General features: G+C 42.5%; 11 protein-coding genes. 6 read left to right on the top strand and 5 right to left on the bottom strand.

What is annotated here, in order from left to right; genetic code table 11:
- Nucleotides 1-107: 107 nt before the first annotated feature.
- Together ACF8FD_RS07625 and ACF8FD_RS07620 are read left to right on the top strand one after the other, a co-directional pair.
- On the top strand, nt 108-1,190 hold the full coding sequence (locus ACF8FD_RS07625) for a hypothetical protein (RefSeq protein WP_281963915.1): 1,083 nt from the start codon (nt 108-110) through the stop codon (nt 1,188-1,190).
- The gene (locus tag ACF8FD_RS07620; protein WP_010326018.1) at nt 1,190-1,513 is read left to right on the top strand and encodes an RnfH family protein; all 324 of its coding nucleotides are present in this window, start codon (nt 1,190-1,192) and stop codon (nt 1,511-1,513) included. The genes ACF8FD_RS07625 and ACF8FD_RS07620 overlap by 1 nt, the downstream gene beginning before the upstream one ends.
- Nucleotides 1,514-1,559: 46 nt before the next feature.
- Here ACF8FD_RS07620 and ACF8FD_RS07615 read toward each other — a convergent pair whose 3' ends face one another.
- Entirely contained in the window at nt 1,560-1,958 is a 399-nt protein-coding gene (locus ACF8FD_RS07615) for an outer membrane protein assembly factor BamE (RefSeq protein WP_392453308.1), read from the bottom strand.
- 112 nt (nt 1,959-2,070) lie between these two features.
- Between ACF8FD_RS07615 and fur the strand changes: the two genes are divergently transcribed.
- The gene (fur, locus tag ACF8FD_RS07610) at nt 2,071-2,508 is read left to right on the top strand and encodes a ferric iron uptake transcriptional regulator (protein ID WP_004694866.1); all 438 of its coding nucleotides are present in this window, start codon (nt 2,071-2,073) and stop codon (nt 2,506-2,508) included.
- Nucleotides 2,509-2,567: 59 nt separating this feature from the next.
- On the opposite strand, the gene ACF8FD_RS07605 is transcribed toward fur, so the two are convergent.
- Together ACF8FD_RS07605 and ACF8FD_RS07600 are read right to left on the bottom strand one after the other, a co-directional pair.
- Nucleotides 2,568-3,689: a PilT/PilU family type 4a pilus ATPase gene (locus ACF8FD_RS07605; protein ID WP_004984301.1), complete on the bottom strand. Its 1,122-nt coding sequence runs from the start codon at nt 3,687-3,689 to the stop codon at nt 2,568-2,570.
- A 26-nt stretch (nt 3,690-3,715) separates the two neighbouring features.
- Nucleotides 3,716-4,753, bottom strand: coding sequence for a type IV pilus twitching motility protein PilT (locus ACF8FD_RS07600; RefSeq protein WP_004694862.1), 1,038 nt, complete (start codon nt 4,751-4,753; stop codon nt 3,716-3,718).
- Nucleotides 4,754-4,875: 122 nt separating this feature from the next.
- Here ACF8FD_RS07600 and ACF8FD_RS07595 point away from each other — a divergent pair, with 122 nt between their 5' ends.
- Together ACF8FD_RS07595 and ACF8FD_RS07590 are read left to right on the top strand one after the other, a co-directional pair.
- Nucleotides 4,876-5,565 (top strand): YggS family pyridoxal phosphate-dependent enzyme, encoded by a 690-nt coding sequence (locus ACF8FD_RS07595; protein ID WP_281963918.1) that lies wholly within the window; start codon nt 4,876-4,878, stop codon nt 5,563-5,565.
- 190 nt (nt 5,566-5,755) lie between these two features.
- Nucleotides 5,756-6,490 carry a hypothetical protein gene (locus tag ACF8FD_RS07590; RefSeq protein WP_392453307.1) on the top strand — a complete coding sequence of 245 codons (735 nt, stop codon included), beginning with the start codon at nt 5,756-5,758 and terminating at the stop codon, nt 6,488-6,490.
- 115 nt (nt 6,491-6,605) lie between these two features.
- On the opposite strand, the gene ACF8FD_RS07585 is transcribed toward ACF8FD_RS07590, so the two are convergent.
- Entirely contained in the window at nt 6,606-10,202 is a 3,597-nt protein-coding gene (locus ACF8FD_RS07585) for an AAA family ATPase (protein WP_392453306.1), read from the bottom strand.
- 9 nt (nt 10,203-10,211) lie between these two features.
- The gene (locus ACF8FD_RS07580; protein WP_392453305.1) at nt 10,212-11,465 is read right to left on the bottom strand and encodes an exonuclease SbcCD subunit D C-terminal domain-containing protein; all 1,254 of its coding nucleotides are present in this window, start codon (nt 11,463-11,465) and stop codon (nt 10,212-10,214) included.
- 397 nt (nt 11,466-11,862) lie between these two features.
- Between ACF8FD_RS07580 and ACF8FD_RS07575 the strand changes: the two genes are divergently transcribed.
- Complete coding sequence (locus ACF8FD_RS07575) at nt 11,863-12,840, top strand: sensor domain-containing diguanylate cyclase (protein ID WP_010326025.1); 978 nt, start codon at nt 11,863-11,865, stop codon at nt 12,838-12,840.
- Nucleotides 12,841-12,907 lie beyond the last annotated feature (67 nt).

Raw genomic sequence — 12,907 nt, 5'->3', positions numbered from 1 at the left:
ATTATATTTAGCGCAGCAAATCATCAGTTTTGATGGTTTGCTTTTTGTTTTTGATTTTCATAAGCGAGCAAGGCAAAATAGCGCAAGACTTATTGAAGGAACGCATCATGCAAGACAATGCTCTGTCACGATGGTTATCGCCGCTGATGGCATTTTGTTTATCATTTATTATCATTGCCACACTTGCACCCTTGGTGGGAATTCAGGTTGAACGTCAGCTCGACTTTTGGTTACTTTGGTTAGTGACCATGGTGATCTTGGCTTTACCTGTGTGTTACTTAGAAATTGCCTTAGCCAAGCGTTCAAAAACCACGGCATTGAATGCTTTGTTGAGTTTGACGCGTGATGCCGATGCTTCTCAGACGTGGCGTCTTGTTGGATGGCTTGCTGTCGTCTTTATTCCTTTTTTAGCGGGCGGCATGTTGTCTAATGCTGCGCAATTATTAAATCAATATGCACTGGCCGATATGACATCGTCCGTGATCTTTATTACTTTGGCCGTGGTTGCCATCGCGTTGTCCTTTGCCCCACGTCTGTTGACCTTAGCGTTAACGGCGGTTGGTGTGCTGATCTCCTTAGTGCTTGCAAACCTCTCTGGTACAGGAACCGCTGAGTGGCAAGTGACGCCGGTTGAATTTTCAGAATGGGGCAGTGCAACGGTATTGGCTTTGGTGGCAAGCGGTTTAGGACTCGGCCTGTACTGGCAGAACAGTTTGGCACAAGTTCAACAGCAAGATGCTGCAAGCAAGACTGTTTTACCGATTTGGATTGCACAAATTTTGGCGGTGGTTGCTTTTGCATTTTTTGCAGTCCAAGCGGCATTACCTGCGTATGCGATTGCCTTAACTGCAGTTGTAGCGGCAGCCGTGCTGTTACAGATGGCACGTGAGCAGTTGGCTCAGCGCCAGTTAAATATTGTGATTCAGTGGCTCGTATTGCTGGCTGCAACGTTGGTGTGGTTAATTCCAGCCACTGGCCCGATCTTTAACATCTTACTGATGCTGTGGGGCTTAGTGATTTGTTTGATTTATGCCATTTTTGCGGGTTGGATTATGAAAATTAGCCATTTACGTAAGTCGATGAACTTTAGTAATGAAGCTTTTTATAATATTTGGCGCATAGCTGTGCGTGTGGTATTACCCGTTTCTATCGTATTGGCCATTGTAGCCGTACTTGGAAAACTGATCTAATGCGCATGCTTCAACAAGTCTGGGTTGCTTATGCAACAGCAGACCAGCAGTTCCATATCAGTGTGCCGTTTTCTGAGGGAATGACGGCACAGGATGCGATTCAGCTGAGTGGCATAGGCTCGCAGGTTGAATTGCCTGAGCCTTTACAATTGGGCATCTTTGGTGTCCGATTGAAAGACCTTCAACAGGTTTTACAGGCAGGGGATCGTGTTGAAATTTACCGACCTTTGAGTATTAATCCTAAAGATATTAGAAGGATACGTGCACAAAATAATCCTGTGGGGCGCTTTGCAAAAGGCAATCGCTTAAAACAATCGAAATGATATGAAAAACCCCTCAGTTGAGGGGTTTCTTTTTTAGAATAAGGCTTTATAGTGGGGGCGCGTTTAGAATCGCTTCTTTCGATGCTGGTAAGCCCGGCTGAGATGCAGGAATGGTTTCTAAGCCTTCAATTTTTTGGACAATACCCTTTGGGTCGAAATAGACTTTCAGGTGTTGACCTTGTGCAGCAGGAATCTTGGCTTTTTTAGCATACGTTCCTGGGGTATAATTGTAGATGTAGTCCCAACGTAGCGGATTCATTGGATCTGAAACTGTCGGGCTGCCAAGCAAAAAGCGAACTTGTTGATGGCTCATGCCAACTTGTATTTTTGACGCTTGTGCTTGAGTTAATGGCGTACCTTGAGGAATATCAACTTTATAAACGCCCAAGGTCGAACAGCCTGCGAGCAGTGAAGTGACGAATAACGCCAACATGATTTTTTGCATTTTGCTACACTATCCCAAATTAATTATGATGCAATTGAGCCACGGATAGATCATACTGCATCTACACTTTGTTGCATATTCTAACTTTAAATTTGTTGAGAGACCTTTTTACATGCCAATTTCAAATCAAGATCTACGCAAAGCTGGACTTAAAGTTACACTTCCACGAATTAAAATATTAGAACTACTAGAAAATTCAAAGCAACACCATTTAAGTGCGGAAGATATTTATAAGACTTTACTTGAACAAGGTGAAGATGTCGGTTTAGCAACTGTTTACCGCGTGTTAACGCAGTTTGAAGCAGCGGGCATTATTCAGCGCCATCACTTTGAAAATAACCATTCTGTTTTCGAAATCATGCAAGACGATCACCATGATCATATCGTTTGTCAAAATTGCAACAAAGTGGTTGAGTTTAGCAACGAAGTGATTGAGCATGAGCAGCATGAAGTTGCTGAAAAGCATGGCTTTACTTTAACAGGTCACTCACTCAACCTATACGGTTATTGTGATGCTGCAGAGTGCCAAGAAGCACTTCGTAAAAAGTAATAACTTAGATCTAAAAAAGGGCTTCATGAGAAGCCCTTTTTTATTGTTTAAAGGAATGCTTAAGCTTGTCCGTCAAACGTGATGTTTGCACTGGCATGCAATAGACGATCACCGCCTTCTTCAGACAACTTGATTTGTAAGCGTAAGTCGTTTGGAGAGTCGGCGTGTTTCAGCGCATCTTTATAGGTAATCTGCTTGGCTTTGTACAAATCGAATAAGGCTTGGTCAAAGGTTTGCATACCGAGTTCACGAGAACGCTTCATCAGGTCTTTAATTTCGTGGATTTCACCTTTACGGATCAAATCGGAAATTAACGGTGAGTTAATCAAAATCTCAATTGCAGCGCGACGTGAATTACCGTCAGGTGTTGGAATTAACTGCTGAGCAACCATCGCTTTAAGGTTTAAAGACAAGTCCATAAACAATTGGCTATGACGGTCTGCTTCAAAGAAGTGAATAATACGGTCAATGGCTTGGTTGGCGTTGTTGGCGTGCAGCGTTGCAAATACCAAGTGACCTGTTTCAGCAAAGGCAATCGCATAATCCATGGTTTCACGGGAACGAATCTCACCAATCAGAATTACATCGGGTGCCTGACGTAAGGTGTTTTTCAGTGCGATTTCAAAAGAGTCCGTATCAATGCCCACTTCACGCTGGGTAATGATACAGCCTGCATGCTCATGAATAAATTCAATTGGGTCTTCAATGGTAATGATATGACCTTTTGAGTTTTGGTTACGGTAACCAATGATCGAAGCTAAAGAGGTCGATTTACCCGTACCTGTTGCACCCACAAAGATGATGATGCCACGTTTGGTCATGGCCAACTCTTTGAGTACAGGCGGGAGTTTTAACTCATCCATTGTTGGAATTTGCGTCTCAATTCGACGCAAAACCATACCTGGCATATCACGCTGTTGAAAGGCACTGACACGAAAACGTGCAGTTTTATCCCGATTCATAATCGCGAAGTTGCACTCACGTGTGTCTGCAAATTCTTTACGCTGCTTGTCACTCATAATCGAGTTGAGCAGTTGCCCCGCGACATCACCCGTCAGCTTACCCTTAGCCACAGGCACAATTTGACCGTTAATTTTCATGGAGGGTTCAACATCAGCGGTGATAAATAAATCCGACGCTTTTTGTTGAATCATATAATTGAGTAAGTCGTTAAAATCCATATCTATACCCCAAATCCATTGTTTTCTTATAAGAAGGTTTCAGGTTGCTTGGCAGCTGTACGCGCAGTCTGTGGACTGATCACCCCTTTGGTGACCAAGTTTTTCAGACTTTGATCCAGTGTGGTCATACCGTAGTTTGCACCAGTCTGAATAGCAGAATACATCTGTGCCACTTTGTTTTCACGAATTAAGTTACGAATGGCAGGAATACCAATCATGATTTCATGCGCGGCAACACGGCCACCGCCATTTTTCTTGAGTAAGGTTTGAGAAATCACGGCTTGTAGCGATTCAGACAACATGGCACGAACCATGTCTTTTTCTTCAGCAGGGAATACGTCAATCACACGGTCAATGGTTTTTGCCGCAGAGGTGGTATGTAGTGTACCGAAGACCAAGTGACCCGTTTCTGCTGCTGTGAGCGCCAAACGAATAGTTTCAAGGTCACGCATCTCACCCACGAGGATAATATCGGGGTCTTCACGTAGTGCTGAACGCAGTGCTTCGTTAAAACCATGTGTATCACGGTGCACTTCACGTTGGTTGATCAAGCATTTTTTTGACTGGTGTACAAATTCGATTGGGTCTTCAACCGTTAAGATATGGTCATAGCGGTTATCGTTAATATAATCGATCATTGCCGCCAACGTGGTAGATTTACCAGAACCGGTGGGTCCTGTCACCAAAACCAAACCACGTGGCAATTCACACAACTCTTTGAAGGTTTGTCCTAAACCTAAGTCTTCCATGGTCAGGACTTTAGACGGAATGGTACGGAATACTGCACCTGCACCACGGTTTTGGTTGAATGCGTTCACACGAAAGCGAGCAATGCTTGGCACTTCAAAGGAAAAGTCCGTTTCTAATTTTTCTTCGAAATCACGACGTTGTTTGTCATTCATGATGTCATAGACCAGTTTATGCACTTCTTTGTGTTCTAAAGCTGGTAAATTGATACGACGAACTTCACCATCGACACGAATCATCGGTGGCATACCTGCAGATAAGTGTAAATCTGATGCCCCGTTCTTAGCCGAAAAGGCTAGCAATTCTGTGATATCCATTATTTCCCCGAGTTCATTTAAATGCTAATTATTTTGATAGAATAATAAGGCTTTCAATCAACTTAACCAACAGTTTGTTGAAAGGCAAAGCAAAAAAGATGACCGAAATGAGACCCTCGTCAATGAATATCTTGCAAAATTCACGTCAATACGTGTTATCCCAAATTCAACAGGCCTGCGAAATTTCAGGGCGTGACGTGGAGTCTGTAGAACTTTTGGCGGTTTCTAAAACACATCCGAGCGAAGTGTTACGAGACATGTACGCTTGTGGTCAACGCGCCTTTGGTGAGAACTACCTACAAGAGGCTTTGCAGAAGATAGAGGCGCTACAAGACTTAGGGATTGAATGGCATTTTATTGGGCATGTACAACGCAATAAAACCAAACATTTGGCTGAACAGTTTGCATGGGTGCATGGAGTTGATCGTTTAATTATTGCAGAGCGTTTATCGGCGCAACGTCTGATAACACAACCACCATTAAATCTTTGTCTACAGGTCAATATCGATGGTCAAGACAGCAAAGATGGCTGCCAACCTGATGAGGTTGCTGAGTTGGTAAGAAGTATCAGTCAGTTACCTCATATCAAACTACGTGGTTTGATGGTGATTCCTGCACCGAACAATACTCAAGCCTTTAAGGCCGCGAAAGTGTTATTTGACCAAGTGAAAGAGCTGCATGTTCACCCTGAAGATTGGGATACCTTAAGTATGGGTATGTCAGGCGATATGGTTGATGCGATTGCAGCTGGGTCGACTATGGTTCGCGTTGGAACCGCCTTGTTCGGAGCGAGAGATTATTCACAGCATTAAGCCTAAATAGGGCTTCTTGTGCTTAAAGGCAGTGAGAAGCGCTTAACTTACAATTATATAAAACTAATAGGCTGCTGAAAAAATAGGCTTAATTTAAACTCATGGATTGAATCGTCTATAGATTAGACAGATGAACCATGAAAAATGATTTCCTGACAACGATAAAAATTGCATTTAGGATGAAGCCAAAATGAAAAAACTCTATTTATTTATCTCCCTGCTTTTGAGTTTATTTGTAGCAGCTTGTAGTAGCACAAATACCAAAATGAGTGAGATGAGTGCGGAATCTACGGTTCAAAATGCTCACGTCGCTAAAAGTGAAAAATTAGGCACCAAGTGGGGCGATGAGATTAGTTCAAACGTCACGGAAGTCAATTTAAAACGTTTATCCAGTAGTCCAATTGCTGAATCACAAGTTCGCTATGCCAGCAAAAAATACGTTGGGAAAGCCGTGAACAGTCTGTCATTGGCCGCTGGAAAAATCAGTTTTTCGATTGTAGATGATGCACAGCGTCCACTGCCTTTATTTCGAGATGGTCAGCAGTATTATTTATCTGGCAAAGATGGACAAAGTTATCAACTCAAATACCAAAACCATAGCAATAGCACATTTGAAGTGGTTGCCAGTGTCGATGGTTTAGATGTTATTGATGGACGTGCAGCATCACGTAGCAATTCAGGTTATGTGCTTCGTCCACAGGGGGAGTTGATTATTGAAGGCTTCCGTAAGAGTGACTCTGCGGTGGCATCTTTTACCTTTAGTCGACCTGAAGATGCCTATGCTGCAAACTCAGATCATGGTTCCATCCAAAATACAGGTGTGATAGGTACCGTGATCTACCCGCTACAGTCTGTGGCGACTACAGACAAAGCCGCAGATGCATCTAAATATGCACCTCCACCAAAAGCATTCCCAGCAGATTAAAGCATTCGTTTGGATTTCACAGGGAGCACTTACATTAAGTAGGATGCTCCCTTTATTTCTAACCGAGAGGTGGTGTCTTAAAACAAATCAAACTTTGACTTTCAAAAATCTGAAATTATCCCACCACCTCAATGGTACTAGCACCTGCGCCCAAAGCTTTGACTTGGATTTGCACAGGAATACGCTCATGCATTTCTTGGATGTGTGAAATCAGCACCACCTTACGTCCTTGGTTTTGCAGTTGATCGAGAGCATTCATGACCATGTGCAGGGACGATGCATCTAAAGTCCCAAAGCCTTCATCAATAAATAGAGATTCGATTTTCATTGACCCTGAGGCCATATTGGCAATGGCAAGAGATAGGGCAAGGGCAGTCAGGAACGACTCGCCCCCAGAGAGTGATGCAACAGAGCGGGTTTCTCCATCCATGTCATGATCAATAATGGCCAGACTCAGCGAATGTTCTAAACGTTTTAAGGTATAACGCTGTGAGAGTTGGTTGAGCTGTTGGTTTGCATGTTCCAGTAAAATATCGAGATTATATTGCTGCGCATAATCACGGAATTTTTTGCCCGTGGCATCTCCCATGAGACCTGAAATTTTCCCCCAACGGTGTTCTTCCTGTTGTATGGCTTGAATCTGATCTGCAAATTGCTTTTGTTTTGCGACATTTTGCTGATGCAACTCGAGTTTGAGTTTGAGCTGATCGCGTATTTCAAGTTGTGTTTGCAGTGCCGCTTGATGCTCCTGCATTTGCTGTTGTAACTGTGCTGGGTCAATCTCAGGTTGATGGCCCAGATGTTCACTCAACTGCTCTTGCATAGTTTTCAATGCAGCATGTGCTTCATTTACTAGGCGTTCTGCATGCTGTAATTTCTGACGGATGTGTTGTTCCTGAGCCAAGTTAATTTGAGCCAGCGCATCTAAATCAGGCTTATGGAAATCAGGATGCGCATTGAGCCAGTGTTGAAGGGTATTTTCTACTTGGCTGGCACTGGTCTGATTCTGCTGTAACTGGGCTTTGAGCTGTTCTAGCTGATTTTTTTCTTGTTCGAATTGATGGCGCAATTGCTCAAAATGCTGTTTCAGCTGTTGATAATGGCTTTGCATCAGCTGGCGATGTTGATCGTGCTGAATGAGCCATTCATTGGCTTTGATGTCCGTTAAGCCTGTCATTTGTTGGATTAATTGATTGGCTATTTCTGTATTTTGCTGTCCTCTTTGTTTGATCTCACTAAGCTGCTTGTTAGTTTCAGCGATGTGCCTACTGGTATTTTCGATATTCAGTTGATTGGTCTTGAACTGTTGCGTGGTTTGTTCGCATTGCTGACGCCATTGTTCCAACTGTTCCAGTTGTTGTGAACGTGTATTTAGACGTATCAAGATTTGCTGAGCGGTTTGGGGGGGCTGCTGTTGCCAAGCTGTTTTCTCAGCCTCAGAGAAGCACTGCACGATATGCTGAACTTGGTTGTGCAAACCGTTCGCTGTTTGTAGTAAATGTTCAATTTTTTGAATGTCTTGGATGCATTGTTGCTGGATTTTAATATTGTGTTGGAACTGCTCAGACTGTTGTTTGAGTTGTTGCAAATCCGAGTGATATTGCTCAGCCATTTGCATGAACTGACTCTTCAACTCCAATGCTGTTAGGGTGAAGTCGAGTGCCATATTTGCTGTTTGACTGTGTGCGATTAACACGTGTTGCAAAGTACTAATTTTTTCAGAAAGTTGCTGAATTAAAGTTTGGCGTTGTTCTATTTCAGTATTCAGTTTAGTCAGCTGCTGCTGCGCTTGTTGCCAGCCATCAAAGCAATTTTGTTCTTTCAGTGTTGCCTGTTGTTCCTGCTGTTGTTGAAGCTCAAAGAGGGCCTTGGAGAGCGCAGTATCTTCCAGTTTATAAGGATGTGAGGTACTGCCACAGACTAAACAGGGTTCGCCGTCTTGGAGTGCCGAGCGTAAATCTTCGATATTTTCAGCATGCAAAAGTCGTTGTTGTTGCAAAACCTGTTGCAGTTGGATGCGTTCACTTTTGGCAGATTGAAAGGCTTGTTCTGCTTGTTGGCTATTGTGTTGCACGGCTTGAAGCTGTGTTTTGGCATTGTCGAGTTGTACTTGCTGTTCTGTAGACTCAGCCTGTAAGTCAAAAAACTGCTGAATTTTTTGCTGAATCAGCTCGAATTGACTGAGCTGATTAATTTTCAACTCACGTTGCTGCTGTGTTTGCACAACTTTGATTTCAAGTTGTTCGATCGTCCCGAACTGTTGAATCGACTGCTGCAATTGTTCTTTTTCTGATGCTAGCCGATGTTCTGCCTGAGCACGAGGCCCGAGTTGATGTTCAATTTTTTGATATTGATGAATGAACTGTTCTAGCTGTTGAGTATGGGCGCTGAGACCTTTGTCTAAGTTTACAAACTGTTGTGAGCTTTCCAGTTGCTGCTTACACTCGGTTTGCTGTCGCTCAATGTGTTGAATCTGCTGTTCAAGCTTTTGTTGTTGCTGGCTTAGGGGCAGCTTAGACTGCTCTAAAGCCTGCAATTTTTCCTGAATTTTCTTAAACTCAGCCCCAATGAAATCACGTTCTTGAATACATCTACGCACCTCATTTAATGCAGCATGATGGGTACTTTCAAACTGTTGTAGTTTATTCACTGCCATTTCAGCTTGCGTAAATTGGACTTTTTCACTTTCAAATTTAAGTTGTAAATGATCGAACAGTTGTTGCTGTTGTTGAATACGGGGCGTCAGTTGCTGCACAGTTTGCTGTAACTGTTGTTGTTGGAATACCACAGCACGAATTTCTGAAAAGATCTCCAAACGAGCCAAGTGTTCGCGCTCAGGAGTTAAATCTTGTTGTAACTTGCTTTGTGTATCGAAGAGTTGTTGTTTGCTAATGATTTCACTGTCGAGTTTATGTTTGCGCTCAAACCATTGTTGTTGTTTTTCCAGTTGCGACTTTTGAGTTTCAAGCAGTTTATAATTTCTGTCGCACTGCTGAAACTCTGTCGATAATGCAGTGACTTGTTCATCGGTTAACAGTTCAATATGACCCAGCACATTTTCCAGTTCTTTGCGCTGCGTGGCGACGGATTTGGTTTTTTCATAAGCCAGTTGACCAATTTTCCCAAAAATAGCGGAATTGGTTAGATATTCCAGCAATTCGCCACGTTCATTGTCCCGTGCTTTTAAAAAAACAGTGACCTCAGATTGAGCCAATAAAACGGCACGAGTAAATTGTTCAAAACTGAGCTGAGTAATTCTTTTAATTTCTTGATCGACACTACTTCTTTTATCCGCAACCACAACACCATCGGTGACACATTTTAAAGAGCGCTGCACACTTTGCAGTTTTCCGTCAGCTTTTTCCCGTGAACGTTTTAATTCCCAACGCGCGATATAGCGCTTTTGGTCTTGTGCAATAAAGCAAAGCTCGGCATAGCCATGTGCAGTGCCACGACGCAGTACGGTCAAGGGGGAGTTGGTAAGTAGCTCTGAGCCATCGACATCTTGTAGTTTGCCATCACTGTCTTTTAACCGTGGAATACGGTTAAATAGGGCCAAACACATGGCATCTAAAATGGTGGATTTACCTGCGCCTGTTTTCCCTACAATGGCAATCAGACCTGCACTGGCTAAGGGATCACTTTCAAAATCAATCAGATGTTCCCCAGAAAGTGAAGCAAGGTTCTTAATTCGAATTGATAAAATATTCATACTAAACCTTTAAGCCTCGTGTTCATCTGCAAGGGATTGTTCTGCTTCACGCACTAAGCTCATGAAATCGTTTAACACTTCTACATCATTGTGATAACCCTGTTTTCCCCAAATTTGCTGAAACAGTTTTTCTGGTGTCGGCGGCTCTAAACTTACTTTAGCAGGTGCATTGGGGTCTTGCTCAGTCGTTAAATATTGACGTGAAATACGGACTAAACGATAACGGTCTTTGGGTAGAGCCTCTTCGAATTGTTGTCTTAAATTGGGCTGCGGTGGAACAGTAGTATGGTATTCAATATCGACATATTCACGTTGATCAATCTCTGGGATGGCACCTTGAGGCAGTGCTTGCAGCTTTTCCAGTACTTCATTGAGTTCACCGCGTATTTTATGCAGTTGAATACTTCGTGGTATTGCTAAAACATTCAATTGAAAACGGGATGAATCGTTTTGTGTGGGATCAAGTGTCACTTCAACAATTTGATGTTTATAGTTAATTTCACTAAAAGATAGTGGAATCGGGGAGCCACTATAGCGGATATGCTCTTCACCGACTTTTTGAGGTTTATGCAAATGCCCGAGTGCCACATAGTCAATGATTTCATCAAATAATGTCGTGGAGAGTGCTTCTTCATTCCCAATTACTATAGGACGCTCAGAGTCAGAGGTTTCGCCGCCTTGCATATGTGCATGAGACATTAAAATCAGGGCTTGATCTGCTGTTTTGCGGGCTTTGGCCTCAGCAATCAGTTGTTGATGCAAATAGGCAATCGCATTTTGGCTATTGGTGGTGTGTTCATTAAAGCCTGTAATTTCAGCAGGACGTAAAAAGGGCAGGCTCAGACACCATGCCACAGTATTTTGTTGCTCATCTAAAATTGGCACCAATAAATGCTCAAGATCGATCTGCTGTTGGCTGATTTTATGAATCACTCCCACGGCTTTGGCATTGTATTTGGCCAGTAACGGTTCAACTTGTTCAATTCGGTAGCCTGAGTCGTGGTTGCCTGCAATCATCAGGGTTTGCATATGCGGTGCACGTGCATGCGCATCTGCTAAGAACTGATAGAGTTGCTTTTGTGCGGACGATGCAGGGTTGATGACATCGAAAATGTCTCCTGCAATCAAAAGCGCATTTGGCTGTCTTGCACTGATTTGTTCCAGTAACCATGCTAAAAACTGTTCATGTTCATACTGACGGGAATGGTTATAAAAAAACTGTCCCAAATGCCAATCAGATGTATGAAAAAAACGAACAGCCATAGATACCCCAAGCTCAAAGCGCAATAGAGCTATAAGCTAACATAAATCAAAATTATGCGATGGATAATTGTCGCTACGACGACAATCTTTGACCTGATAGTTGAGTGCCTATTTTTAAGTTGAATTGCACAGAAAAACTATTGAGCGATTATGTGAAAAAGAATGTGATGGGTTTATTTGATTAACACCATAGTAAAAAGATAAATTTTGATTAAAAAATGTTCTTTTAATGGGGTATTATGTAATTCTATGAAATTGTATATCGTGTCGAAGTCGTAAATGAAATGTGAACATCGATCACGGATTCAATTTTGAGACTTTATAAGAATGATTTATGCAGAATGTCTAAAAAATAAGTTATGCCTTGAATAGGACAAGGTATAAGGAGAACATAACTATGTCTGATTCTATTTTCAGTTCGCCCCGTATTGTCAATGATCTGGTGTATAAGACGCTGATTGAATCAACACTTGCTATTCCTTGGAGTATTGATTGGGGTACCAAAAAGTTTAGTTATATTGGCCCACAAATTGAAAAAGTGCTGGGTTGGAAGCAAGACTCGTGGAGAACAGTCGAAGATTGGGCGATGCGAATGCATGAAAATGATCGTGCATGGGTGGTTGATTTTTGTGTGGCGCAGTCGATTTCTGGGGTTGATCATGAGGCGGATTATCGCGCACTGACCATAAATGGAGAATATATTTGGATTCGCGATGTGGTGCATGTAGTGCGCAAACCCAATGGGGAAGTCGATAGTTTGGTTGGATTTATGTTCGATATTTCGGAGCGTAAAAAACAGGAACAAGAGTTAGAAATACTGAAAAAACAACTGGAAGAATATTCGTATCAAGACGGTCTGACGGAGATTGCCAACCGTCGCTTCTTTGAAGATAGCTACCAACGTGAGTGGCTCAATGCCCAGCGTGAACAGCAACCTTTGACCCTCATCTTATTGGATATCGATTATTTTAAACAATACAACGATCATAATGGTCATCTTCTCGGTGATGCTTGTCTGAAACAAATTGCACAAATACTGAAAAAAAGTGTCTCACGACCACGTGATTTGGTCGCACGTTTTGGCGGGGAAGAGTTTATTTTGATATTGCCTGATACAACACAAGCGTCTGCAATTGAAGTGGTGGAGCGTATTTTACAGAGTATCCGTACCGCTGATATTTGCCATAGTACATCACCATTGGATCAGCGTTTATCGGTCAGTTTAGGGGTGAAGACCATTATCCCAACGCAAAAAAATGACAAAATGGCCTTTTTAAAAGAGGTCGATCAGAATCTGTATTTGGCCAAAGAGCGGGGACGTAATGGTTATGTCATTCAGGATGCAGAAGACGTCCAGCACTTAAACTCATATTAACTTTTAAGGGCTTCTTGATCTATTGAGGTGATGGAGCACTGAAAAATCAGTCCTCAAAAAAATAAAG

This window comes from Acinetobacter sp. TYF_19, assembly GCF_043105125.1.
GTDB classification, from domain to species: domain Bacteria; phylum Pseudomonadota; class Gammaproteobacteria; order Pseudomonadales; family Moraxellaceae; genus Acinetobacter; species Acinetobacter johnsonii.
This window is presented reverse-complemented; position numbering and strand designations above follow the sequence as displayed.

What these genes read in the sequence shown, in the direction of transcription:
- ACF8FD_RS07595 (WP_281963918.1), top strand. Translation starts at nt 4,876, where the DNA reads ATGAATATCTTGCAAAATTCACGTCAATACGTGTTATCCCAAATTCAA.
- ACF8FD_RS07580 (WP_392453305.1), bottom strand. Translation starts at nt 11,465, where the DNA reads ATGGCTGTTCGTTTTTTTCATACATCTGATTGGCATTTGGGACAGTTT.
- ACF8FD_RS07620 (WP_010326018.1), top strand. Translation starts at nt 1,190, where the DNA reads ATGCGCATGCTTCAACAAGTCTGGGTTGCTTATGCAACAGCAGACCAG.
- ACF8FD_RS07585 (WP_392453306.1), bottom strand. Translation starts at nt 10,202, where the DNA reads ATGAATATTTTATCAATTCGAATTAAGAACCTTGCTTCACTTTCTGGG.
- ACF8FD_RS07615 (WP_392453308.1), bottom strand. Translation starts at nt 1,958, where the DNA reads ATGCAAAAAATCATGTTGGCGTTATTCGTCACTTCACTGCTCGCAGGC.
- ACF8FD_RS07605 (WP_004984301.1), bottom strand. Translation starts at nt 3,689, where the DNA reads ATGGATTTTAACGACTTACTCAATTATATGATTCAACAAAAAGCGTCG.
- ACF8FD_RS07590 (WP_392453307.1), top strand. Translation starts at nt 5,756, where the DNA reads ATGAAAAAACTCTATTTATTTATCTCCCTGCTTTTGAGTTTATTTGTA.
- ACF8FD_RS07575 (WP_010326025.1), top strand. Translation starts at nt 11,863, where the DNA reads ATGTCTGATTCTATTTTCAGTTCGCCCCGTATTGTCAATGATCTGGTG.
- ACF8FD_RS07625 (WP_281963915.1), top strand. Translation starts at nt 108, where the DNA reads ATGCAAGACAATGCTCTGTCACGATGGTTATCGCCGCTGATGGCATTT.
- fur (WP_004694866.1), top strand. Translation starts at nt 2,071, where the DNA reads ATGCCAATTTCAAATCAAGATCTACGCAAAGCTGGACTTAAAGTTACA.
- ACF8FD_RS07600 (WP_004694862.1), bottom strand. Translation starts at nt 4,753, where the DNA reads ATGGATATCACAGAATTGCTAGCCTTTTCGGCTAAGAACGGGGCATCA.